Source organism: Streptomyces sp. NPDC051243 (assembly GCF_044455405.1).
Taxonomy (GTDB): domain Bacteria; phylum Actinomycetota; class Actinomycetes; order Streptomycetales; family Streptomycetaceae; genus Streptomyces.
In genome coordinates this window covers 347500-371666 of record NZ_JBITES010000007.1, presented here as the reverse complement: position 1 = coordinate 371666, position 24167 = coordinate 347500, and the positions used below count along the sequence as shown (strand labels likewise).

General features: G+C 71.9%; 19 protein-coding genes and 1 pseudogene. 11 read left to right on the top strand and 9 right to left on the bottom strand.

All coding sequences use genetic code 11. The annotated features are described in order from the left end of the window. The first annotated feature begins 6 nt into the window (after positions 1-6). From ACIBAG_RS20230 to ACIBAG_RS20215, 4 genes are read left to right on the top strand one after another with little or no spacing between them, the layout of a single operon-like run. The gene (locus ACIBAG_RS20230; protein ID WP_399106856.1) at positions 7-1410 is read left to right on the top strand and encodes a glutamine synthetase; all 1404 of its coding nucleotides are present in this window, start codon (positions 7-9) and stop codon (positions 1408-1410) included. Position 1411: 1 nt separating this feature from the next. After that, a complete protein-coding gene (locus ACIBAG_RS20225; RefSeq protein WP_399106855.1) occupies positions 1412-2614 on the top strand; it encodes an amidohydrolase family protein in 1203 nt (400 codons plus the stop codon). A gap of 42 nt (positions 2615-2656) precedes the next feature. Then, on the top strand, positions 2657-3184 hold the full coding sequence (locus tag ACIBAG_RS20220; protein WP_399106973.1) for an NUDIX hydrolase family protein: 528 nt from the start codon (positions 2657-2659) through the stop codon (positions 3182-3184). A gap of 18 nt (positions 3185-3202) precedes the next feature. Then, a complete protein-coding gene (locus ACIBAG_RS20215; RefSeq protein WP_399106854.1) occupies positions 3203-4228 on the top strand; it encodes an NAD(P)/FAD-dependent oxidoreductase in 1026 nt (341 codons plus the stop codon). Positions 4229-4373: 145 nt separating this feature from the next. Here the strand turns inward: ACIBAG_RS20215 and ACIBAG_RS20210 are convergent, their stop codons facing one another. Next, complete coding sequence (locus tag ACIBAG_RS20210) at positions 4374-5030, bottom strand: TetR/AcrR family transcriptional regulator (protein WP_399106853.1); 657 nt, start codon at positions 5028-5030, stop codon at positions 4374-4376. A gap of 123 nt (positions 5031-5153) precedes the next feature. Between ACIBAG_RS20210 and ACIBAG_RS20205 the strand changes: the two genes are divergently transcribed. Next, positions 5154-5585 carry a 4-oxalocrotonate tautomerase family protein gene (locus tag ACIBAG_RS20205; RefSeq protein WP_399106852.1) on the top strand — a complete coding sequence of 144 codons (432 nt, stop codon included), beginning with the start codon at positions 5154-5156 and terminating at the stop codon, positions 5583-5585. After that, positions 5578-6406 (top strand): annotated as a pseudogene (locus ACIBAG_RS20200) (alcohol dehydrogenase catalytic domain-containing protein). Before ACIBAG_RS20205 ends, ACIBAG_RS20200 begins: the two are co-directional and overlap by 8 nt. A 421-nt stretch (positions 6407-6827) precedes the next feature. On the opposite strand, the gene ACIBAG_RS20195 reads toward ACIBAG_RS20200, so the two are convergent. Continuing rightward, positions 6828-8546 carry an ATP-binding cassette domain-containing protein gene (locus ACIBAG_RS20195; protein ID WP_399106851.1) on the bottom strand — a complete coding sequence of 573 codons (1719 nt, stop codon included), beginning with the start codon at positions 8544-8546 and terminating at the stop codon, positions 6828-6830. A gap of 26 nt (positions 8547-8572) precedes the next feature. After that, positions 8573-9784: a DUF1611 domain-containing protein gene (locus ACIBAG_RS20190; RefSeq protein WP_399106850.1), complete on the bottom strand. Its 1212-nt coding sequence runs from the start codon at positions 9782-9784 to the stop codon at positions 8573-8575. 465 nt (positions 9785-10249) lie between these two features. Here ACIBAG_RS20190 and ACIBAG_RS20185 point away from each other — a divergent pair, with 465 nt between their 5' ends. The 3 genes from ACIBAG_RS20185 to ACIBAG_RS20175 are packed head-to-tail and all read left to right on the top strand — an operon-like array spanning position 10250 to position 13548. Next, positions 10250-10894: a class I SAM-dependent DNA methyltransferase gene (locus ACIBAG_RS20185; RefSeq protein WP_399106972.1), complete on the top strand. Its 645-nt coding sequence runs from the start codon at positions 10250-10252 to the stop codon at positions 10892-10894. A gap of 19 nt (positions 10895-10913) precedes the next feature. Beyond that, entirely contained in the window at positions 10914-12767 is a 1854-nt protein-coding gene (locus ACIBAG_RS20180) for a SpoIIE family protein phosphatase (RefSeq protein WP_399106849.1), read from the top strand. Positions 12768-12825: 58 nt separating this feature from the next. Then, positions 12826-13548 carry a hypothetical protein gene (locus tag ACIBAG_RS20175; RefSeq protein WP_399106848.1) on the top strand — a complete coding sequence of 241 codons (723 nt, stop codon included), beginning with the start codon at positions 12826-12828 and terminating at the stop codon, positions 13546-13548. 16 nt (positions 13549-13564) lie between these two features. On the opposite strand, the gene ACIBAG_RS20170 is transcribed toward ACIBAG_RS20175, so the two are convergent. Continuing rightward, entirely contained in the window at positions 13565-14653 is a 1089-nt protein-coding gene (locus ACIBAG_RS20170) for a hypothetical protein (protein WP_399106847.1), read from the bottom strand. A gap of 102 nt (positions 14654-14755) precedes the next feature. After that, positions 14756-15538, bottom strand: coding sequence for a polysaccharide lyase family 7 protein (locus tag ACIBAG_RS20165; protein ID WP_399106846.1), 783 nt, complete (start codon positions 15536-15538; stop codon positions 14756-14758). A gap of 225 nt (positions 15539-15763) precedes the next feature. Here ACIBAG_RS20165 and ACIBAG_RS20160 point away from each other — a divergent pair, with 225 nt between their 5' ends. Next, entirely contained in the window at positions 15764-17779 is a 2016-nt protein-coding gene (locus tag ACIBAG_RS20160; protein ID WP_399106845.1) for a serine/threonine-protein kinase, read from the top strand. A gap of 48 nt (positions 17780-17827) precedes the next feature. On the opposite strand, the gene ACIBAG_RS20155 is transcribed toward ACIBAG_RS20160, so the two are convergent. From ACIBAG_RS20155 to ACIBAG_RS20145, 3 genes are all read right to left on the bottom strand, one after another. Next, positions 17828-18619, bottom strand: coding sequence for an FHA domain-containing protein (locus ACIBAG_RS20155; protein WP_399106844.1), 792 nt, complete (start codon positions 18617-18619; stop codon positions 17828-17830). 180 nt (positions 18620-18799) lie between these two features. Beyond that, positions 18800-20683, bottom strand: coding sequence for a serine/threonine-protein kinase (locus tag ACIBAG_RS20150; protein ID WP_399106843.1), 1884 nt, complete (start codon positions 20681-20683; stop codon positions 18800-18802). A 116-nt stretch (positions 20684-20799) separates the two neighbouring features. Further along, positions 20800-22230: a tol-pal system YbgF family protein gene (locus tag ACIBAG_RS20145; protein ID WP_399106842.1), complete on the bottom strand. Its 1431-nt coding sequence runs from the start codon at positions 22228-22230 to the stop codon at positions 20800-20802. Between the two features lie 96 nt (positions 22231-22326). Here ACIBAG_RS20145 and ACIBAG_RS20140 point away from each other — a divergent pair, with 96 nt between their 5' ends. Then, complete coding sequence (locus ACIBAG_RS20140; RefSeq protein ID WP_399106841.1) at positions 22327-22770, top strand: hypothetical protein; 444 nt, start codon at positions 22327-22329, stop codon at positions 22768-22770. A 139-nt stretch (positions 22771-22909) separates the two neighbouring features. Here ACIBAG_RS20140 and ACIBAG_RS20135 read toward each other — a convergent pair whose 3' ends face one another. Beyond that, positions 22910-24157, bottom strand: a complete 1248-nt coding sequence (locus ACIBAG_RS20135) for a serine hydrolase domain-containing protein (protein WP_399106840.1) — start codon at positions 24155-24157, stop codon at positions 22910-22912. Positions 24158-24167: the final 10 nt, after the last annotated feature.

The window sequence follows — 24167 nt, the reverse complement described above, 5'->3', positions numbered from 1 at the left end:
GACCGTATGACCACCCTTGCCGACCCCGTACCGGGAGGGCGGCCCGGAGACGTCGAGCGGGCCACCGCCCTGAGCGGGGAGCTGTCCGGGCGGGGCGTGCACGGGGTCGTCCTGGCCTACGTCGACACGGCGGGCGTCGCCCGGGTGAAGACGATCCCGACGGCGAAGCTCGCCTCGGCGGCGGCCTGGGGCGTCGGGATGTCGCCGGTGTTCGACACGTTCCTCGCGAACGACTCCATCGTCACCACCGACGTCCTCGGGTCCCCCGACGGCGATCTGCGCCTCTACGCCGATCTGGATCACCTGGTGGAGCTGGCCGGGCAGCCCGGCTGGGCGTGGGCACCGGTCGACCGGATCACCCAGGAGGGCGAGCGGCATCCCGGGTGCGGCCGGACCTTTCTGCGTCGGACGGTCCAGGAGGCCGCCGAGCGGTACGGAATCACGTTCAGGGCGAGCATCGAGATCGAGTGGGCCGTCGCCCAACCACCCGGTGCCGACGGCAAGTTCGTGCCGGCGGTCACGGGACCGGCGTACGGCGCCACCCGGCAGGTCGAGCTGAGCGACTGCACGGCCGATCTGCTGGCGGCGCTCGCGGGACAGGGCGTGGAGGTCGAGCAGCTCCATCCCGAGTACGCGGCCGGGCAGTTCGAGCTGTCGGTGGCCGCGCTGGACCCGGTGGCGGCGGCCGACCGCAGCGTGCTGGTGCGGCAGACGATCCGCGCGGTGACGCGACGCCACGGGCTCGCGGTGTCCTTCGCCCCGGCGGTCCTCGGGCAGGGCGTCGGCAACGGCGGCCATGTCCACCTCTCCGCCTGGCGTGACGGCGTCAACCTGCACGCGGGCGGTGCCCGCCGCCACGGCATGCGGCCCGAGGCCGAGTCCTTCGCGGCCGGCGTCCTCACCCACCTCCCCGCCCTCACGGCGGTGACCGCGCCGAGCCCGGCCAGCTATCTGCGGCTCAAACCCTCGCAGTGGGCCGGGGTGTTCACCGCGTGGGGCCGGGAGACCCGGGAGGCGGGGCTGCGCGTCGTCACCGGCACGGCGGGCCACCGCGACCAGGCGGCCAATCTGGAGATCAAGCCGGTGGACCTGGCCGCCAACCCGTACCTCGCCCTCGGCTGTCTGATCACCGCCGGGCTGGACGGACTGACGTCGGGCGCGCGGTTGCCCGAGGAGATCACCGGCGATCCGGCGCGGCTGGGCGCGCAGGAGGCGGCGGCCCGAGGTGTCCGCCGGCTGCCGGTCTCGCTGCGTGAGGCCGTCAGGCACTTCCGCGCGGACGAGCCGTTGCGGGCCGCGCTGGGCCCGGTCCTCGCCGACGCCGTGATCGCCGTACGCGAAGGCGAGCTCGATGCCGTCGCCGGACTGGACGACGACCAGGTGGCGGCGGCCTACCGCTGGAAGTACTGACATGAGCGCCACCGGCCCGGTCCACGAGGCGCTCGATGCTCTGCCGCTGGTGGACCACCACTGCCACGGAGTGGTCGCCGCCGACCTGGACCGCGACGGCTTCGAGTCCCTGCTCACCGAGGGCGAGCCCTGGCCCGGCATCTCGCTCTTCGACACCCCGGCGGGGGTGGCCGTACGCCGCCACTGCGCACCCCTGCTCGATCTGCCGCGCCACGCCCCGGCCGACGCGTACCTGGCCCGGCGCGCTGAGCTGGGCGCTCGCGAGGCGAACCGCCGGCTCCTGGCCGCCGCCGCGACGGAGGTGTTCTGCGTCGACACCGGGTACACCCCGCACCGCATCACCACACCCGGGGAACTGGCGGAGGCCGCCGGCGGGACGGCGTACGAGGTCCTACGGCTGGAAGCGGTCGCCGAAGCGGTGGCCGCCGACGGGGTCGAGCCGGAGGCGTACGCCACCGCCTTCCGCACGGCCGTCGAGGAGGCCGTACGCCGTCCGGGCGTGGTGGCCGTGAAGTCCGTGGCCGCCTACCGCACGGGCTTCGACCTGGACCCGGCGCGCCCCAGCGACGCGCTCGTCACCGCGGCGGCCCGGCTCTGGCTGGCGGAGGGCGGCCGGCTGGCCGACCCGGTCCTGGTACGGCACCTGCTGTGGACGGCGGTGGACCTGGGGCTGCCCCTGCAGTTGCACACCGGATTCGGCGACCACGACATCCGCCTGCACCGGGTGGACCCCACCCTGCTGACGGACTGGCTGCACCTCACCAGGGGCACGATCCCCGTCCTGCTCCTGCACTGCTGGCCCTACCAGCGCCAGGCCGCCTATCTCGCGGCGGTGTTCGAGCAGGTGTACGTGGACGTGGGCCTCACCCTGCACCACGTCGGCCCCGCCCGGTCCCGGGCGATCCTGGCCGAGGCCCTGGAGATCACCCCGTTCCGCAAGCTGCTGTACAGCTCGGACGCGTATGGTCTGGCCGAGTTCTACCGGCTCGGCGCACTGGCGTTCCGCCGCGGCCTGGGCGACCTGCTCCAGGACCGGGTGGACGCCGACGAACTGAGCCTGCCGGACGCGCTGCGGATCGCGGCGTGGACGGCCGGCGACAACGCCCGCCGCCTCTACGGACTCCCCGCCACGCGACCCTCCCCGCCCCCAGCTCCGTCCCCATCCCCCTGTCCCGCTCCCGACTCCCGTCAGCCCCGCGACTGAGCGTTCGCAATTCCCGGAAAGTATGATCAAGCAATGTCTGACATGACCGAAACCACGCCCGGCTGGCTGACCCCCGACGAGCTGGAGATGGCACGCGCGCGCATGCCGATCCTGTACGTCGAGGCCGTGCCCGTGCGCGTCGACGACAGCGGCGAGGTCACGAGCATCGGCCTCCTGCTGCGCATCGGACCGGACGGAACGGTCAGCCGGACCCTGGTCTCCGGCCGCGTGATGCACCACGAGCGCGTGCGCGACGCCCTCCTGCGCCACCTGGAGAAGGACCTCGGCCCGGTCGCACTCCCCCGCGTCCCGGCGTCCCTGCAGCCGTTCACCGTCGCCGAGTACTTCCCGACCCAGGGCATCACGGCGTACCACGACCCGCGCCAGCACGCGGTCTCCCTCGCGTACGTCGTCCCGGTGACCGGCGACTGCCGCCCCCGCCAGGACGCCCTCGACCTGGTGTGGTTCAGCCCGCAGGAGGCACTGTCCCCGGCGGTGCAGAGCGAGATGCCGGGCGGGCACGGGGTGCTGCTGAAGCAGGCACTGGCTCATGTGGGCTGCGTGATCTGACCCGGGCCGGGCTCGGGCATGTCCGTCGTCGTCGGCGCCGGGGTCGTCGGTGCGTCCGTGGCGTACCACCAGGCGCGCCGTGGAGCGCCGGTGACGCTGATCGACCGGGCCCCGGCACCGGCGACCGGAGTGACGGGGGCCTCCTTCGCGCGGATCGGCGGCCGCGGCGGCCACTGGCCCGGCGGCGCCGAGGATCTGCGCGGTTCGGTCCTTGCGGACTACCGGCGTCTGGAGGCCGAACTGCCGGATCTCGCGGTGCGCCGGAGCGGTTCGCTGAGGTGGGACGGCGCTCCGGTGGGGGCCGAGCTCGGCGTGGGCCGGTTCCGGGTGGGCGCCGACGGGATCAGGGCGCTGGAACCCGGACTGCGCGAGCCTCCCGAGTGGGCTGTGCACACGCCGTCGGACGGCGGGGTGGACGCGGTGGCGGTCACGGGCGCGCTGGTGCGGGCTGCTCGGGGGCTGGGGGCGCGGACGGTCCTCGGTGTGGCGGGAGCGGCTCTCGAGACCGTCGGCGGAAGCGTGGCCGGGGTGACCTCGTCCGCCGGGTTCCATCCGGCGTCGACGGTGGTGCTCGCCGCGGGCACCGAGGTGTGCGAGCTGCTCGCGCCGCTGGGCCTGGAGGTGCCGATCGAGGCGTCCCCCGCTCGCCTGGTGCGGCTCACGGCGCCGTCCGGGCTGGTGCGCGCCATTGTCGCCGGGCCGGAGTTCGAGGTGCGCGAAGTGCGGGCGGGCCGGCTGCTGATGACCGTCCCGCCGACGTCCTCATCGGCCGGCGCACTGCGTCACCTGCAGGCCGCCTTCCACGGGGCCGACGGCTGCCGCGTCCTGGACACCCGCGTCAGCGCGCGACCGGTGCCGGCCGGCGGGCCGCTGGTCGGTCACCTCACCCCGGACGGGTCGGTGTACGTGGCCGTTATGCACTCGGCCGTCACTCTGGCGCCCACGGTCGGCCGGCTGGTGGCACGGGAACTCGTCACCGGCGAGGGCGCGGACGAGCTGTGCCGCTGCCGGCCGGAAGGCCGGGTCCCGAGGGACGGCGGCTGAGGAGCGGTTCGGGTCCGGCGGTCGGCCCGGCTGCCGTCACGCGCACGGCCCGGTGACGGGCTCAGCGGTCGGCCCGGCTGCCGTCACGCGCACGGCCCGGTGACGGGCTCAGCGGTCGACGTCCGGGTCAGCCGAGTCAGCCGGGTCAGCCAGTTCGGCGGCGGCCCTCGACGCCCGTACCTCCGCCCGAACGTCCCGAAGACTCTCCCCGTCGGTCCGGACGGCCCACCGCCCCCACGATCAGCGATTCGAGCTGCCGCGCGACCTGATCGAGCGGCCGCATACTGCGCTCGGCCCGGCTCATCGCGATCGCGCCCTCCACCGACGCCACGACCAGGGCCGCCAGCCCCGGCGCCTGCTCGGCGTCGGCCCCGTGCGCGCACAGCGTCTCGACGAGCAGCCGCTCCCACTCCTGGAAGGCCTCGGCGGCGGCGACCAGGGCCGGCGGCGTCTCGTCGGCCGGGGGCTCCTCGACGGAGACCGCCAGCACGGGGCAGCCGGCGCGGAAGTCGCTCTCGACGACGATGCCGCGCCACAGGGCCAGGAACGCGCGCAGGCCGGCGACCGGGCCCGCGTCCAGCTCCTTGCGCAGGATCCCGGCGACCGCCTGGCCCGCGTACCGCACCGCCTCGGTGGCGAGTTGCTGCTTGCCCTCGGGGAAGTAGTGGTACGTCGAACCGAGCGGCGCCTTGGCGTGCTTGGCGACCTCCCGGATGCTCGCCGCGTTCAGGCCGCGCCTGCTGATCAGGTCGGCCGCCCCGGCCACGATGCGGTCACGTGACGGCGCGCTGGAGTTGGCCAAGACCGTACTCCCCTCTGGCTATAACGACCGTCATAGTCTAGCCTCGCGACCGCTTATAACGACTGTTATAGACGCCGGGCGCCGAGCAGGCGTCGGCGTGCGGAGCACGAAGGGAGACTCGCCATGCCGATGATCCGGCTCACCGTCCCGCCCGGTTCGCTGACCGAGGAGGGCCGGAGCACCGTCCAGCGGGACCTGGCCGCCGTACTGCTGCGCTGGGAGGGGGCACCCGGCACGGCGTTCTTCCGCGCCCAGGCGTGGAGCTGTCTCGTCGAGCTGCCCGAGGGAGCGCTGACCACCGCCGAGGACGAGGCGCCCCGCTTCCTGGTCGAGGTGACGGTCCCGCAGGGCGCGCTGTCCGAGCGGCGCAAGGCCGGCCTGGTCGAGGAGGCCACCAAGACCGTGCTCGGCGCCGCCGGGCTCCCCTCGGAGGAGGCCCTGCGGGTGTGGGTGCTGGTGCACGAGCAGGCCGACGGCACTTGGGGGGCGGGGGGATCGGTCATCCGGTACGCCGACCTCGTGGCCCTGGCGAAGGGGCAGCGGGCCGATGCGTGAACTGACGTACGCCGCCCGGCACACGGTCGAATGACGCGAGGCGCCCGGCCCCGGGCTCCGGTCGGACCAGGAGGCGATCGTCGCCCCGGTCGCCGCGACCTCCTGTGACGTCGATTCCGCGATCCTGGCGGGCCATGCCACGTGGCGGCAGCCGCATATCAAACACAGCATCGATCCACCGTTCGCCCTCGGCCACGAGTGCGTGGGCCGGGTCGTGGAGACCGGCGACGCCGTCACGACCGTGGCTCCAGGCGATCTGGTGGTGGTCCCGTGGTCGATCAACCGCGGCACCTGCGACCGCTGTCGCGCCGGGCTGTGATCTGGACCCCGTCGCCATGGCGTCGGCCAGTGACAACTGGTCGCTGTCCTGGCGTCTGGTCGCACCCCACCGGAGGAGCCGGCCCGGCGCCCGCGTCCTGGTCGTCGCCCGCGGCAGCATCGGTCTGTACGTGTGCGACATCGCCCGCGCGCTCGGCGCCTCCGAGGTGCTGTACGTGGACCCGGATCCCGCGCACCGCGAGATCGCCCGCGGCTTCGGTGCCGCCACCGCCGAGACGCTGGAACCCGTCCGGCACGGCTTCGACATCGCCGTGGAGGCCACGGGCCGCGTCGAGCAGCTCGCCCGGCCTGTCAAGTCCCTTGCCCCCGAAGGTGTCTGCGAGTCCGCCGGCAACCACTTCCGCCCCGGCGAGCTGCCACTGCTCGACATGTACCTCACCGGCGTCACCCTGCGCATCGCCCGCGACAAGGTCGGGGGCCACATCCCCGACGCCCTGCCCGAGAAGCACCTCAAGCCCGTCTTCGTCCGCGCGGACGGCTGACCCCGGGAATCGGGGAAACGGGCATCGGGCCTCCCTGACGTCCGGGCGGTTGGTATGAAACAGTCGGTAGATACTGGACTTTCGGTGAATCGCTGCCGGACGGACCGGTCGCCATCGCCGCCATCACCAGCTGCGCCGACACCGCCGACCCGGCCGCACCCGGAGATGGAGCACCTCGAGAAAGTGCCCGTCCACCTGAAGGACCTGTGGCCCTCGGACGAGGAAGTCGCCGCGTGCGTCACGGAGTTCGACCGGCCGGAGATGTTCCGGGCCAACGCCGCGCGCATCCGGCAGGGCACCCGGATCTGGCGGGAGATCGAGGCGCCGGGAGGCACCCGTTTCCCGTCAGACGCGAGTCGACGTACGTCGAACGCGGCACGGCGGCGTCCTGCCGTACGTCGTGCGCCGGGCCCTGTCCGGGTCATGAGTCCCCGGCAACCGCCTGAGATGCGCGGCCGGTCGACGCACCGTGCTGGTCCGTCTCCGCCTCCGTGACGGACCGCTCCGGCTCACGCACCGTCAGCCTGCCGTCGTCGAGGTACCAGAGCGCGTCCGCACGCGCGGCGAGCGCGGGTTCGTCGGTGACGTAGATGACCGTGCCCGGATACCTCTCGAGGAGACGTTCCATCAGGTCGGAACCGGGCGCTCCTTCCGACCTGGCCTCGTCCAGCAGCAGCACCCGGGGGCCGCTGCGCAGCGCCCGTACCATCGCCACCTGGTAGCGCACGGCCATGGAGAGGCCGTGCCCGCCCTCGCCCACCCGCGTGCGCAGACCGTTGGGCAGCAGTTCGGCCAGGGCATCGACGTGCTCCTCGTCCGCCTTCTGGTCCACGTCCGGTGGTTCACCGTCCCGCAGGTTCTTGCCCACGGTGCCGCGGAGCAACGGCAGTTCGGGGCTGGTCAGCCTGACCACCTGGCGTACCGATTCGGGGTCGTGCCGGGCGAGGTCCTGGCCGTCGAGCAGCACCGCGCCGGCGTCGGGGTCCTGCAGCCGCGCGATCAGGCGAAGCAGCAGCGACTTTCCCGAGCCCGGAGGTCCCTGCAGCACGATCCGCTGCCCGGGCAGGGCGACGGCCGACACCTCCAGGACACCGTCCACGCGGATGTCCTTGAGTTCGAGATGTCCGGGCCCGTTCGCCAGCGGTTCGGCTCCGCGTGTGCTGCGCAACGGCGCCGGAGCCCTGAGGACCTCGGCGATGCGCCTCCGCGCGACGCGCGACCGCTGCCAGTGCTCCTGCACGCGGACCAGCGAGGAAAGGGGCCGGCCGAGGAAGTTCGCCACCGTCAGCAGCGAGGCGAGGGCCTCCCAGGTGATGCCCGCCATCAGTCCCATGGTGACCACGATCAGCAGGACCCCGATGCCGCACGCCTCGGCCGTCGCCGACATCGCTCCGGTGAGCCGGGCCTGGCGCACCATGGCGCGACCGTAGTCACGGCTGTGCCGCCGCATGACCCGGCGCTCCTGTGCGACCCGTCCGAGGGACTGTATGACGGCGGTGTGGGTGACCCGTTCGTTGACGAAGGCGGCGAGTCTGCCGTTATACCGTCTGGTCTCGCGTACGCGTTCGCGCAGCCGCCGCCCGAACAGCGCTACGGCGGCCGCGGCGAGGAGGACCAGCGCCGCCGACAGGGCGCCGATCCCCGGCGCGATGACGGCCAGTACGCCGAGCGCGCACGCCACGAACACGCCGTCCACCAGAATCGGTGCCACGCCCTTGCTGATCCACAGCCGGAGGGCGGACGCGTCACCGGTGAAGCGGAGCACGGTCACGCCGACCGTGCGCCGGTACGGGCCGCCCGCCTCGCTTCCGGCGACATGGTCGAACAGACGCATTCTGATGCTGTGCACGTAACTCTGGGCCAGCCGTTCCGCGAGCGGTTCACCCACCGCCTTGAGCAGCACGGTCGCACAGGCGGTCGTGAGGAGTCCGACGGCCAGTGCGGTGGGCTCGTAGCCGGCCACGTGCGTGTAGAGGGCGCTGCGGTCGTGGCCGGACTCGATCTCCCCGCCGTGTGTGACGCGGTAGGCCGCGCCATGCACGAGGAGGGCGAACCCGACCACACAGACCGCCTGCCCGAAACCCGCGAGAACCAACAGCAGCATCAGTCGGCGCCGCACACCGCCGAGGGTGTGCGGCATCCTGACACGCCGTCGTCCCGCCATGGTCACGCCACGGTTTCGGCCGTAAGAGGACCGCTGTAGTCCGTGAGGGGACCGCTGTAGTCGTTCAGCCGACTGCGTTCCTGCGGCAGCCCGCCGTGGTCGCTGAGTTGGCCGGCGTCCTCCGACAGCCCGCCGCCTTCCGCCACGACGACCCCGCCTGTGACGGTGCCCGCGAGCAGTTGGGCGGCGACGGACGGGTCGGACATGGCGGCCGCCTTGTACACCGGGATACCCACTTCGGCGACCGCCTCGGCCATGGCCAGCGGAGAGGACGTCAGCACCCCGCTCAGCGCCACTACGGGAAGTCCCTCCTCGCGCAGCAGCCGTACGCCCGCCACCGCGCTGACCGATTCACCGGCCGCGAAGACGATGCTGTCCACGCTGGCGCGGAATTCCGGCGTCCGGATCAGTGCCGCCGTCTCCCGTTGCAGGAGCCCGTCCGCGACCTCCAGCACGATGGCATCCGTCTGGTGACTCGTCAGATCCGTGATCGCGCCGCGCAGAATGCGGATCACCTGCGGCATCGGCTGTCGGTAGGTGGTGGGGAAGCCCAGGTCGGTGAAGTCGATGACCCGCGCGGCGCCGGCGTCGGACATCAGTGTCGGATCGCCGGGCGCACCCGTGCCGGTCACCTTCGCCGCGCCGACCCGGCGGCCGGCCAGGCTGAGACCGCGGATGAGGGCGGCGGCGACGGTGGTCTTGCCCGCGTTCATCGAGGTGCCGAGTACGGCGATGGTGCGCGGACGGGGAGCGAGGGCCGGCACCACGGGCCTGGCCAGGCGAGCGAGGTTGATGACCTCGCCCCGTTCGTCGGTCACCAGGCCCAAGGGCTCCAACTGGGTGGGGGACTTCATTCTGGCGTGGGACGAAACGACCCGTCCTGCTATGCCGCCTCCGGCGACCAGGTCACAGGGTCCGAGGTCGCCGGGCACCTCCGATTCGAACTGATCCGGGGCGTAGCGGGCGCCATAGGCCACCACGATCGTGTCGCCGACGAACAGCCGATTCCGCTTTCCGTCCACCTGCCCGAGGAATCTGTGCTGACCGATTTCGGTGACCCGGCACAGCACCAGGTCGCCCGCCCGTGGAGGCTCATCCTCCATTCTCAGCCCTAGTGTTCCGGGGCTTCCGTAGCCCAGCTCCACAAGGCGGCGAGCCGTGTACGACACCTTCGCCGCCTCGTTGCCGGAAGAATTGAACCGCACGCACTGCATGGATTTCTCCTTAGCCCGTCGTCCCGTCGTCCCGCGGAGCACCAGCATTCACCGCGCTCGCAGACCGCGCATTCCGATGACGTCATCCGCAGCAATCCGGAACTCCGGACGGACTACGACCCACTGTGTGCAGAGCGGTCGTCCGGATGTACAACGACGGTGAGGCTCCCTCAGATTTGCTGGGGCGGCATCACCGGCCGGTGAGATTCACCCGTCGGTGGTGACACGCCCGCCCACAGCTGCTTCTCATCGCGGCACATGTCTCACTTGACGCAACACATCATCCTTAAGGGCGCACCGAGGGCCAACCAGCCGACGCGCCTCGTACTGTGGCCGCATTCCGGCGACGGCCGAGGACCCGTCCAGGCGACTCCCCGGGTCTGTATAACTGTGAAAAAATCACACATAAGGTTTCAAAGGAGATTCCTCGTGAGCACTCCTGGCGACAAGCTCGGCTACGAGAGCATGCCGCTCGACCGCGACGGCCAGGCGGAGGCCTTCGACGCCATCGGCGACCGCTATGACCAGGCCTTCCCGCACAAGGAGGGGCAGATCAGGTCCGCCGAGTGGCTGATCCGGTCCCTGCCGGCCGGGGCCCGGGTGCTGGACCTGGGGTGCGGCACCGGGGTGCCGACCGCGCTCCAGTTGGCGGAGGCGGGATTGCGGGTGGTCGGTGTCGACCTGTCGAACGGAATGGTCTCGCTCGCCCGCGAGAACGTGCCCACCGGGGAGTTCCACCGGGCGGACATCGCGGATCTGCGGCCCGCAGGTCCCCGGGACCTCGGCCGCTTCGACGCGGTGGCGGCCTTCTTCTCACTGCTCATGCTGCCGCGCGCGGAGATACCCCTCGCCCTGCGAACCATCCACCACCTGCTGCAGCCGGGCGGCCTGTTCGCGCTGTCGATGGTGGAGGCCGACGTGGACGACTTCTCGATCCCGTTCATCGGAAGCACCATCCGGGTGTCCGGCTATCTGAGGGACGAACTGCGCGAGGTCGTCGAGGCGGCGGACTTCGAGATCGTCGAGGAGTCGTCGTACACGTACGCCCCGGCCAGCGTGGATGTCCCGCCCGAGGTGCAGATCTTCCTGCGCTGCAGGCGGCGCGCCTGACGAGACGGGAAGGAGACGGGTGACGAAGGACCTCGGCGCCGATGGAGGCGCCGGCGGGCAGGCGGCCGGCGTGCGGGGACCGGCCGCTCCCTCGCACGCCGCGAAGCGTCTGCCCGCTTCCGGGCCCTCCGCCGGCAACCAGGAAAGCGACCGGCCGGACGTCACCGAGTCACGGACCGACCGACTCCGCTACCTCGACGCGGCGACCCGCCAGATCGCCCGCGGGATGAACCTCGACGAGACACTGCGCGAGCTGTGCCGGGCGGCCGTCCCGGCATTCGCCGACGCGGCGTTCGTCCATCTGTACGCTCCCCTTCCGGTCGACGACGAGACGGACGCCGCCCCCGGCGTCCTGCGGCTGCACATCACGGACCGCGCACCGCTGCGCCGACCCGCCGCGCACGGCTCCGGACCCGCCGCACCGCCCTCCGCACCCGTCCGGGCGGCTGAGGTCGTACGCCCGTCCGCCACCAGTCCGCTGACCGAGCTGCTGCGCGCCGGGCGCCCGGTGTTCGCGAACACCCCGGACACCGCGTCCGCGGCGGCGGAGCTCCTGGCGACCGACACCCCGCCCCCGGCGGTACCCCCCGGACGACGCCTGATCGTCGCCCCGCTGCACGGCCGCCACCACGGAATGGGCAGCGTCGTCCTGCTGCGCGAACCCGGCCGGGCGGACTTCACCGCGGACGATCTGCTCGTCGCCTCCCAGCTCGCCACGCACACCGCGCTGGGCATCGACAAGGCGGTGCTGTACGCACGCGAGGCATCCGTCGCCGACGCGCTGCAGCGCACGATGCTCCCGCCGTCGCTGCCCACGCCGGCCGGGATCCAGCTGGCCAGCCGCTATCTGCCGGCCTCGCGGACCGCGCAGGTCGGCGGCGACTGGTACGACGCGATCCCGCTCCCCGGCAACCGAGTCGCGCTGGTCATCGGCGATGTGATGGGCCACTCCATGACCTCGGCCGCGATCATGGGCCAGCTGCGCACCATCGTGCAGACCCTGGCCGGGCTCGACCTGCCCCCGGACGAGATCCTGCACCACCTCGACGAACAGGCGGAGCGCCTGGGCAGCGAGCACACGGCGACCTGCCTGTACGCCATGTACGACCCCGTGCGGCACCGGTTGCTGGTGTCCAACGCCGGTCATCTGCCGCCGGTGCTCCTGCACCCGGACGGTGGCACGGAGGTCGTGCAGGTCCCGTCCGGAGCGCCGATCGGGGTCGGCGGCGGTGGGTTCGAGTCCACCGAGATGCACGCACCGGCCGGTGCGACGCTGCTGCTGTACACCGACGGCCTGGTCGAGTCCCGCGACTCGGATCTGCTGACCGGTGTGGAGCGACTGCGCGCACGACTGCGGGAAGCCGCCTCGCTGTCCACGCCCCCGGCGCTGGAGGCGCTCTGCGACCAGGCGCTCGGCACGCTGAGGGCGGGCGACCGGGACGACGACGTCGCGCTGCTCGCCGCCCGCTTCAAGGGCCTCCTGCCGGAGACCGTCGCGTACTGGTACCTGGCCCCGCGCCCGCAGACCGCCCGCCAGGCCCGCCGGCTGACCCGCAGAACCCTGCACGACTGGGACCTCGACGCCCTGGTGGAGTCCACCGAACTGCTGGTCAGCGAGGTGGTCGCCAACGCCGTACGCTTCGCCTCCCGGCCGCTCGTCCTCCGCCTCCTGCGCACGGACGTCCTGCGCTGCGAGGTCGAGGACGACTCCCCGATCGTCCCCAGGATGCGCCACGCCCGCCTCAGCGACGAGGGCGGCCGCGGCCTGTTCCTGGTCGACCAGCTCGCGCGACGCTGGGGCGCCACGAGGGTGAGCACCGGCAAGGTGGTGTGGTTCGAACAGCCGTTGCCTCCCGATCAGAACGCCGGCTGAGGGAGCCGAACGGCGGTGCCGCCTCACTAGACTCGGCTGCCACAGGGGAAGGGGCGGAATGTTCGGGTTGATTTCGACACTGGCGGAGATCCTCTCCTCGCACTGGGGGAGGCTGCTCGACGGCAGACAGATCAGCCGGGACGCGAAGGTCGCCCGGCACCTGGTGCGCATGGTGGTGGCGCTGCAGGATCTGTGCGTCCGCGGGGAGCAACTCCTCGTACTGGCCGAGAAGCTGCTCGACGGCGAGGGAACGCCGGAGACGTCGGCGGAGTTCACCGGGCTTCTGGTCCGGCAAGCGCGCGAGGTGGCCGATCTGCGGTCGCTCCTCGATGACTCCAAGGATCTGATGGCCACCATCGACGCACAGCTCTACCTGGATCTGGCGCCGCTGGCCGACCAGAAGTCCGGTCTGCTCACCCGGTGGGGACGTCAGGTGTCCCTGAGCGAGTTCTCCACAACCACCCTGTTCTTCCTGCCCGCCGACGACCTGACGCGCCTCATCGAGACCGGCCGGGCACATGCTGGTCCCGACGGCCTGGACGTGGACCGCACCGCGTACGTGGCGGCCGTCGCCGACAGCATCCGGCACACCCGCGCCCGCGAAGTGCGCGACATTCGACTCGCCACCCGGAGCGCCCGGGATCAGGTGCGCGCGGAAATCGCGTCCGCCCGGGCTGACCTGACGCGTGCGAAGGACTGCTGCTCCACGCTGCGCGACGCGACCGAGACAGCGGTCGGGCCCGAGGCCATGGCCAGGCTCCGCCACAGACTCCTGCCGTGAGGAAAGCCGGGGGAAGCTAGGAACGGCGACGCCGCATCGCCTGGGACAGCTCGGGATCCCTGGGGTAGCCCATCACCGCGAAGGCATACGAACCGACCCCGGTGGCCAGGATCGTCACCTGTGAGAACCCCAGCATGGCCGCGAGACGCTCGGTGTTGAACATCATCCGCTGGAACAGGCCGGTGTGTGCCAGGGCGTCCGCGATCCGGATCTCGTCGACGTGCAGCGCGAGCTTGTCGGACCAGCTCAGCTGCAGCAGCGCCTGTGCGTCGCCCTCGCCGAGCACGACGTCCACACTGCCACCGCCACCCGGGTACAGGGCCACATGGGCCCGCGCCAGGTCCAGGCCGCTCAGCAGTGTCTCGACGAACCGTGCCGGCGTGATCCCCATCGTCGTACGCCAGCACGACACGAACTCGTCGTCGAGCGCCACAGCGGTGAGCGTCGGCTCCAGTCGGCGGAAGTCCGTGACGGCCACTCCGGCGGCGGCCTCGGGCCCGTCGGTTTCCCTCCGGACCGAGGCCGTCAGCGTGAGCTGGGACGCCTCGTGCGTCAGCTCGTCCCAGACCGGGTCGGCTCGGAACGGCGGCAGTGGAAGGTCTCCGCCGAGGGCGGTCCAGCCCCGCTGCCACCACGCCACGCTGCGCACCGGCCGCAGCCCGGTCAGAGTCGCCGCGACGATGAAGCACCGCACCAGCAGCAGAGTGACGCCTGCGCCGTTCAACTCGATCGGCCCCGGCTCCTCGCAGTGCACGGCCACGTCTTCGGCGGCCCGTTCCATCTCGGTGTACGCCACGATGTGCGGCGCGTTGGCGATCCGGTACTCGATCGGGGAGTCCAGCACGGCTCCGGTGTCCACCGGCTGGAAGACGACGTCGTCGGGAGTGATGACCAGCGGCCACACTCCCCCGTCGTCCTCCAGCACGAACTCCACGGCGGGGTCTCCGTTCGGGGCCCAGATCCGCCTGCACCGCCTCACCTGGGCGGCGTCGATGCGCACGGTGTCATCGATGGCGGGCACGTGCACACAGACCCGCCCTCCCACCACAACCGCCCGGGGGCCCTTCAGCCCGTCCAGCGCCTGTATGACGTCCGCAGCCTCCATCGGTCTCCCCCGCATCTCTGGGCTCGCCGCCTTGGCCATCGTCCCCCATCCGCGGCCGGTCGGGGGCGACTTGAGCCCGGTACGCCTCAGTTGCCTCCTGCGTCAGGAGTGGTTGACCTTGATGCGCGAGATGCGGACCTCGCCGTAGTTGTCGTCGGCGCACGGCTCGGAGTTGCCGCAGTTGGCCTGCGTGTAGGCGCCTGCCTTGAAGTAGTTGGTGTCGCCGTCGTGGGAGATCGTGGTCTGCAGGCGGCCGTTGTAATACACGTCGATCTCTCCGTCCTCGGCCACGAACTTGGCCTCGAACTCGGTGCCCAGCTCGTAGTCGGCGGTGACGAGGTGGTGGTGGCGGTCGTCGCCCTCGGTGATGTAGAGCTTGCGGCCTTCGAGGCGGAAGACGGTGACGTCGTCGTCCCCGCCGTGGACCTGTGCGCCGACCACATAGGGCCGTTCCTCGGGCAGTGCCATGAACGCCTCCCTGACCACGAGGGTGTGGGTGCCGTCCGTGGTGGACCACTCGGCCTCGTCCTCGCCGCCGTCGGTCATCTCCCGCAGCTCGGCGCGCGGGTAGCTGGAGCCTCCGGTCGTCACGCCGTTGACCGCGGCCCGGAACCTTACGGCGGCGCAGTGGGTCTCCACGCGGAACCAGGGGTCGGCGGAGAAGGTCGCCAGCTCGGGCTGGGTGATCTCGGTGGGGTCCTCGTCGTCGCCGGTGGGCAGCGTGAGCTTCCAGTTCGTCAGGTCGAGGGCCTCGGCGGGGTGCGTGCACCGGTCGGCCGCCCGCGTAGGCGAGGTCGTGGCGTCGGCGTGGGCGGACAGCGTGAAGGTGGCGGTCGAGACGACCGCGGTGATGCCGGCCAGCACGAGAGTCCGCGTTCTGGGCATGGGGGTCTCCTGTCGGGGGGTGTTCGGTCGTTACCGAGGCGTACCGTAGGCGTCCTCGCCGGGAGGGGTCCCGTGGGTCCGCGATCTCGCCACGTCTACGCATGAGTGCGACTGATGGAGGGTCTGGGTAGACACTGCGTGCGGTCCGCCGTACGCAGTAGGTTCGACCCATGCGCGCGGCCGGGGGGCCGTGTGCGTTCCGGGCTCGACCGAGGGGGAAGATCCGTGCGTTCCGGAGACCAGTTCGCCGACCGCTATGTCCTCAAGGAGGTCATCGGCACGGGGCGAGGCGGCGATGTGTGGCAGGCCCACGACACGGTGGTCGGCCAGGACGTCGCGCTGAAACCGGAGCGGACCGACGGCGAGAGCGATACCGCGGTGCGGCGGCTGCTCGGCGAACCGCGTGCCATGGCCAAGTTCCGCGATCATCCGCACGTGGTGACCCTCTACGACGTCGTGACGGTGCCGCAGGACGGGCCGGGGTACAAGGACGGAGCAGGCTCGGAGCACGGAGCAGGCCCGGAACGCGGAGCGCGCCCGGAAGGCGGAGCCGGCCCGAACGGCGGGGCCGGTTCGCGGACGTACTGGTTCGTCATGGAGTACGTCCCCGGCGGTGGCCTCGACCGGCAGCCGACGGTCTCTCCCGAACGGGCGGCCCGCATCGGTGCCCAGCTCGCCGACGCACTGGCCGCGCTGCACGAGGCCGGCATCGTCCACTGCGACGTCAAGCCCGCGAACATCGGCCTCACCCGGCACGGGGCCGCGAAGTTACTGGACTTCGGTGCCGCCTATCGGGCCGGCGGTTCCGAGACCATCACCGTCAACGGCCCGTACAGCTTCACCCCGGACTACGCCGCCCCCGAGCTGGCCCGGGGCAACGTCCCCCGCCCGGCCTCGGACGTCTTCTGCCTGGCCGCCACCCTGCACGCCCTGGTCACCGGCGCCCCGCCACGCGGTGACGCCCCCGACGACGACACCGGCCCCGCCGGCACGGGAACCGACGGGGAGGAAGCCGAGCGGCTCAGGTACTGGAAGGCCGAGCAGGGCGTCGTCGAGCTGGACGCCGCCGTGGGACCGCTGTACCCCGTGCTCACCGCCATGCTGCAACGCGACCCACGGCAACGCCCCGAAGCCGCCGAGGTCAAGCGGCTCCTGGAGGAGGTCGCCGGATCCGACCCGAAGTCCTCCGGGACCGCCTCGGCCACCACCGTCACCGGGCGCCGGCGCCGCCGGCCACTGATCGCGGCCGGGCTCGGCGTCACCGCCGTACTCGCCCTGGGGCTCGCCCTCATCCCCGGCAACGGCGACGACGGGAAGGCCACCCCCGCACCCGGCCTGAGCGCGCTGGACAAGGACGCCTCGGACGGCGAACCGCAGGCCCTGATCGGCGACCCGCACACGGCCGACGTGTGCGCCCTGGCCGACCCCGACGCTCTCGACCAGTTCGGCGACGGGGACATCCGCGTGGACGTGGACTACGGGAACTTCGACCGCTGCGACGTGCTCGTGGGCATCGACGACAAGACCCGGATCGATGTGTCGGTCAGTCTCCTCCCGGGCTCGCCGCCCGAGGGTTCGAAGCCCTCGCGCACGCTCGGGCGGATCGGAATCCGCGAGGAGCAGGGCGAGAGCGACGAGTGCAAGCGACTGTTGACGTCCGACGGCGACACCGAGGACACCCTGGTCGGGGTCCGCGTCAACATGGGCAAGGGCTCGGTGGTCGGCGGCAACGCGACCCTGTGCACGGTCGCCGAGCAGGCGGCCACCAGCGCGGCCGAGGTCCTCAACCGCGGTCAGCTGCAGCGCCGTTCACCGGCGTACCCGCGCGCGTCGCTGGCCTGGGCGAACGCCTGCGAGCTGCTCGACGCCAAGGCGCTGTCCGCCGTCCCCGGCCTCAAGGTCGACGTGCCGGAGGTCGGTGTCGCGGACTGGAGCTGCGAGTGGCAGAGCGACGTCGACGAGCTGGACGCGGAGGTGAGCTTCTTCCGCGATCAGCCCAAGTCCGCGGAGGACGGCGCCACCACCGTCACACTCAGCGGATACCGCACGATCATCGAGCAGAACGACGACGGCGACACCTGTACGGCCTTCGTCGAGTACCGCAGGTACAGCGGCCAGAACGCCGAGACCGCCGCCGAGATGGTGCGTCTGGAGGTCGGCGGGCAACAACCCACCGACAGGCTCTGCACCATGGCCAGGAACCTTGCCTCCTCCGCCGCCGCCGAACTCCGCGCGCGATGACGGGAAAGCCGTGACAGACGGGGTCGGCCGCGGCCGCCGAGCCCGTCCTCACAGCGCGGAGTCCGGCCAGTCGTCCTCGTCCTCCATCAGTTCCAGGTCCGGCGGCACCAGAGTCGTGGACTCCACCAGCCCCCTGATCAGGTTGTGCAGCAGACTGTTGTCGGCGGGGCGGCGGCCTTCCGACTTGTCGTGCAGCAGCGGGTACTTGAAGCCGGTGCCGTGCAGCCGACGGCGTACGGCCTCGACGCGGAACTCGATCCTGCGCTCGTTCCACTTGGCGTCCGGGCGGAGGTAGGCGAGCCGCTCGGCGGCCTGACGGTACGTCAGCGGACGCGGGTCCTCCTCGTACAGCAGGTACCGCTGGCCGAGGACCACCAGCAGCAGCCGCTCGTCGTCGTCCAGCGACCATGTCTCCGGTCGTACGGTCTCGGCGCGCCGTCGCGACACCATCCCCTGGTCGTCGTGGCCCGCCACGTACAGCTCGACCAAGTGCTCACGGTAGCCGGAGCCCTTGACGAACAGCGGGGTGTAGCCGGTGGCGAGGGGGATCGGCTCGGTGGTGAGGTGCATCATCCGGCCGCGGGGCAGGCGGACGAGTTGCTGCCCGGTGTTGCGCAGCCACCACAGCCCTTGACGGTACGTCAACTCACCGTGCCGTCGGCTCACCCGCAGATCGTCCACGCCGACCCCCAGGTCCACGTCCGGCTTCTCACCACGTCCGAACCGGACCGTCAGTCCCTGGCGGGGCGGTGCGCTGAGCTCTCCGGTGACCGTGCGGGCGTGCAGGGTTCCGGGCGTGGTGGGCGCGACACCACGCGCGAGGCTGGCGGAGAGGGGCATCGCTGGTCTCCTCGGTTCGTGAACTGCTCGGTGGTTCATGGGGTTTGCGGCGGCCAGCAGGCCTCGCGGTGGTCGGTGGCTTCGCGCCGGCCGGCGGACCTGGCGGTGGGCGTACGACGTTCCGACGATTCTCCGCCTGCTCTGCGGGACCCCTCCCGCACGGGCGAGGCGCGCGGGGGATCAGTACGCGGACTTCAGCACTCCTCCCGGAAGCTTCCCGCCGTCCTCCCGGCCCACGCTGCACAGCACGTAGCGGAATCCGGCGTCCCACTCCTCGTCCGAGGACTGCCAGCCCCGCATCTCGTGTCCCTTGCCACGGGCCCAGTTGACGCCGTACTTCTCCTCGCAGAGACCGTCCGTGTCGACGCTGTCCGCCGAGCCGTCGCCGGAGGCCCGGATCCAGCCGACCACCTGCTCGTGGTGCGGCTCCTCGCAGCTCACCAGGGTGTCGGTGATCGTGCCGTCCTCGTCCTCCTCGGAGGTGACGCAGTCGCCCGGGCCCTGCTGCGTGACGTACACCTCGTCGCCGAGCTTGCGGAAGCCGCCGAGCGGGCCGCCGAGGGTGGCGTGCTTCAGGAAGAGCAGGCAGGCCGACTCCGGCGGTTCGCTCTGCCGCGGCTCGGGGGTGAGCACGTACAGCACCGGGTCGGCCATGGTCTCGCGCAACTCGGCGGTGCGGCGCGCGCATTCGTCCCGTACCGACTCCGCGCCGGACGCCCGCGCGGCGCCGTCGGCCGCGACGGTCGCGATGACCTGGCCCTCGGGATCGTCGTCGTAGCAGCTGACGACCTTCACCCCGGGTCGCCCCCGGTAGTCCCCGTCCTTCCAGTCGGCGTCGACGCACTGCCCCGGCATGAGCCCGTCACGCAACCCCACCTGCTTGCCGTACGGGTACGCGGCACGGGTCACCGTCGGGGACGGGGACGGGGACGGGGACGCTGTCGCGGCAATCTTCGTGCTGCCGGTCCGCGGCCCTTTCGCCTCGGCCCGCCCGTCGTGGTAGGTGGCGGCGCCCAGCGCGAATCCGCCGCCCCCGGCCAGCACGGCGGCGAGCGCCAGCAGCACGGAGGTGCGCGGTGCGGGCGAACGACGAGCGGCGCCCGAGGTGCCCCGGCCGGCTGCGAGGCGCTCCTTCCAGGAACGCGGGGGACGGGCGGGCTCCGTCGCGGCGCCGGCCTCGCTCCCCACCACACCACGGCCCGTGGCACCGCTGTCCGCGCCCCTGCTCACCATGGCCTCGGCAAGCAGTTCGCGCGCCCGCGCCGCCTGCATGCGCTCGGCCGGATCCTTGGCGAGCAGCCCCATGATCACGCGGCTGAGCGGTTCGCTCGCCTGCTCCGGCGCCTCGGGTTGCGTGGTCAGCGCCGCCATGAGGGACGCGTCGAGGGTGTCCCGTTCGAACGGGGAGGTGCCCTCGACGGCGAAGTAGAGGGTGACGCCGAGCGAGAACAGGTCGGTCGCGGGCGTCGCCTCGCCGCCGGACAGCCGCTCCGGGGCCAGGAAGCCCGGGGTGCCCACCACCATGCCGCTCTGGGTGACGCGGGTCTCCCTGGGCCACAGCGATATGCCGTAGTCCGTGAGCAGGACCCGGCGGTCGGCGGCGCCCGAATGATCCGGTGCCAGCAGGATGTTGGAGGGCTTCACGTCCCGGTGGATGATGCCGAGCCGGTGCCCGGCGCAGAGGGCGTCGAGGGCGGCCGCGCCGATCCCGGCGACCTCGTCGCTCGGCAGCGAACCGCGCTCCTTCACCACGGCGCGCAGATCCCGCGTGCCCTGCAGGTACTCCATCACGATCCACGGGCGGCCGTCGTCCTCCACCACGTCGTACACCGTGATCACGTTCGGGTGCTCGCGCAACTGCGCGGCTTTCAGTGCTTCCTTGCGCCCCCGGCCGGCGGGGTCGTCGCCGGATCCGCTCGGCTCGCGCGGTACGTCGATCTCCTTGACCGCGACCGGGACCCGGAGCTCCGCGTCCTCGGCCAGCCAGACGTCTCCTCCGCCGCCCGAGCCCAGCCGCTGCCCCAGCCGGTAGCGCCCGGCGATGACCCGTTCCTGCCGTGTCACCAACGTCCCCTTCCTCGGCGGCGCTTGCGCAGCGCCCGCCGTCAACTCCGGGCGGTCGCCGACCCCATGCTCACCCGCCTCGCTCGGGAGCCCTCCCGGATCGCCGCTTCCGCCGTTCACCGCACGACCAGGGGCCGGAAGGCGGCGTTGACACCGGACCTGGACGCCTTGACGTACATCGGGCCCGGGGAAGTGTCCTGCGGGGCGTGGACGACCGAGGGGCAACTCGTGCCGCCGATCCGGACGGTGCGGTCGGCGACCACCTTGCCGGTGCGCAGCTCGTAGACCTTCACCGGAATCTCGATCTTGTGGAAGCTCACGTACGAGACGGTGCCGGAGGACCTGCTCCGGTACGGGCACGCCTCGACGGACGGGCCGAAGGTCTCCTCGCCCATGCAGACCACCAGTACGGCGTCCGCCGCGTCGCCCGCCTTCCAGGAGCGGGGGAACCCCTTCGGGTAGTCGGACGCGATGCTGTATCCGTCGGCCGGGTGGAACAGCGCACGGTTGGCGCCCTTGCCGACGGGCTTGGCGCCGCTGTACTTCGCCGGGTGGGTGCAGTACTCGGGCTGTGTGCCGGCTTGCGCGGAGAGCAGGTTGCGGACGTTGGCGAGCTCGATGCTCAGCGTGGCCTTCCTGGCTCCCTGCCGGGCCCGGTCCGCGAGTTCGTGGTCGGGGTAGCGGTCGAGGAGCTGCTGGTAGTGCGTCCGGGCCGGCTCCCAGCTGTCGTTCGCCATGAGGTCGTCACCGCACCCGACCAGCGCGCCCGGCGCGGTGCGCTCGGCCGTGTCGGCGGACCGGTCCAGTACGTCGTCGCTGCGCACACGGCCGTGGAGCCAGTCGGTGACGGTGACCGTCTCGCAGGGATCCTTGGTGGGCAGGCCACGCAGGAACCCGTCGAGGGCCGTCTCGACCGTCTTCTCGTTGCCGGGCTCCGCGAGGACCGACGCGAGTGTGCCGAAGCCCCGCTTCAGCGCGTCGGTGTCCCCGGCCAGCGCGGTGGCCAACTCGGCTCGGGCCGTTCGCAGTCGGCCGCATGCCCGTACGACGTCGTCGCCGCGGGCGCTCAGTGGCGCGTCGGCGACACGGTGCCCGAACCAGACCTCGTCCTGTGCGCTCAACGCCCCGGCGCAGTCGCCGCGTTCGCGGGCGTCGGTCACGCTCTGCCCGATCCTCGCAGCGTCGAACCGCAGCAACCCCACGGTCAGCAGCAAGGGCAGCGTGACACCGAGCGCGACCAGGCGCCGGCCGCGCGCCGGGCCCCTGCCGCCGCCTCGGCGCGCCTGGAACCACCCGTGGCCGACGACAGCCACCCACCACACGAGTACGGCGATCTCGTACGCCGCGTCGGCCGTCGCCACGAGCCGGGACACCAGCACGACGGTCACGACCACGGCCGCCAGGGCGAGCCTGAGCCGCCGCAGCATCAGGTAACCGACGCCGAGCAGCGAGGCGTTGCCGAGGGCGACGGCCAGCGGATCGTGTGCCCTGACGGCGTCGGGCACGGAGCTCGGCATGGCGGGTGGGGCTTGCGTGTGGTCGTTCATCGTGGTCTCCCCCGGGCACGGAGCGGTTCCGGTCCACGCATGGTGTGCCCCCACGCCCGGGAGGGGTCCCGGCGGTTCAGCAGCAGCGTGCCGCGCATGAGAGATGGCCTCAAACCATGGGTCAAGGCCTCCGCGATGGTGTTTTCCGGGGTCTTTGTCGTCACCCTCATCGACGCGGTGACCACGGACCCGCCGGTCACCCTCACCACGGTGTCGATTCACGGAGACTGTCACATCAGCCGCTACGTGGGTGACGAATACGGTCGACTGAGCTGCCCGCATGCTTCGTGGAAGGCGGATGGCGTCACGCATCGGGGAAGGCTGACGGACGACCAGTATCCGGCCAGGGCCCTGGTCGCCCCCAGATCCGTACGTGCGCGAGTCAGTGGTGACTCCGCCAAGGCGACGGATGCCAAGGACGACGGGAGGGAGCACGGGGACTCCCTGGCCGGACCCATCGTGTTCGGCGTCCTCGGCTCGGTGATGACGGCCGTGTACTTCCGAACACGCGGCCGGGATCGCGCCGACGCGACGCGGTGAGAGTCTCCGAGACTCGCTTCGGGTGGAGAGGATACGGAGCATCCGAGGGGTGCACGGCATCCGACCGCGTCCCCCTCACCCCACGGTGCGGGAGCCGAGGGACGCGGTCGGCGTCCGGGGTCGAGACCCCGGCCGGGCCTCAGCGGCGTTCGGGCAGGTCCGACTCGGCCGGCACCATGGACGACCTGGGCTGAGCGGGCGCCGACGCCGTAGAGGTCGGCTTCTTGCCGCAGAACGCGGCCTCGAGCGTGCCGCCGAGCGCCGTGTTGGCGGACCCCTTGTTCGAGGTGTTGGCCATCGCGGAGAGGCTGCGTCGGCCGTCGCCGGTCGCGAAGGCGTAGGTGTAGTACCCCTGCACGGTGCCGGTGTGGCCGTAGACCCGCGTACCGCAGGACAGGTCGTAGCGGCGCAGACCGAGGCCGTAGAAGCGGGTGTTGGTGGCGTCGGTCGGCGTGACGGTGGTCATCGCCTCCAGCATCCGCGGCGCCAGCAGCCTGCCCCGCATCAGCGCGGTCACGAAGGTGTTCAGGTCCGCCGGGCTGGAGATGATCGCCCCGGCCGACTGCGCCCAGGAGACCGTCTGCTCGGTGGAGTCCACGAGCGGCGCGCCGGCCTCGTCGGGGTGCAGGTAGCCGCGTGCATGCAGCCCCGCGATGCGGACGTCCGGGTGCACGTACGAGGTGTTGCGCAGCCCCAGCGGCTTGATGATCCGGCGCTGGTACTCCTTGGCGACCGGATTACCGGTGATCTTCTCGATCAGCATGCCGACCACCACGAAGTTGGTGTTGGAGTACTTGTACGCGACGCCGGGCTCGGTGGTGCGGGGTTCACTCAGTGAGAGGTCCACCAGCTCCTGGTAGCTGAAGACCCTGTTGCGAACGGCCTCGAAGCCGGGCACGGTGTGCTCGAACATGGCGTTGGTGTAGTCCGCGAGCCCACTGCGGTGGGTCAGGAGGTGCCGCACCGTGATCCGGTCGTCGGGCAGCAGTCCGGGAAGGTAACGGTTCACCGGCGCGTCGAGCTCCAGTCTTTCCTCCTGCACCAGTTGGAGCAGCACCACGCTGGAGAAGGTCTTGCTCACACTTCCGACACGGAAGCGTGCGCGGACGTCCATGGCGGCACCGGAGTCCCGGTCGCGCACTCCCACGGTCCGGGCCTGGACGCCCTCGGGGCCGGTGAACCGGGCCATCGCTCCCGGTGCGCCCTCGGCCTTGGCGGCGTTCAGAGCTGCGACCACGCCTTCCATGTCGGGGGCGGGGGTGGTCGTGCCGGTGGCGGCGGGAACGGCGGGCGCGGCGTAGGCGGTGGTGGCGGGGACGACACCGGCGGCGAGCGCGGCGATCAGGGTGGCGCCGACGGCCAGTCGTCGGCGGTTGTTCAGCGTCATGTCGATTCCT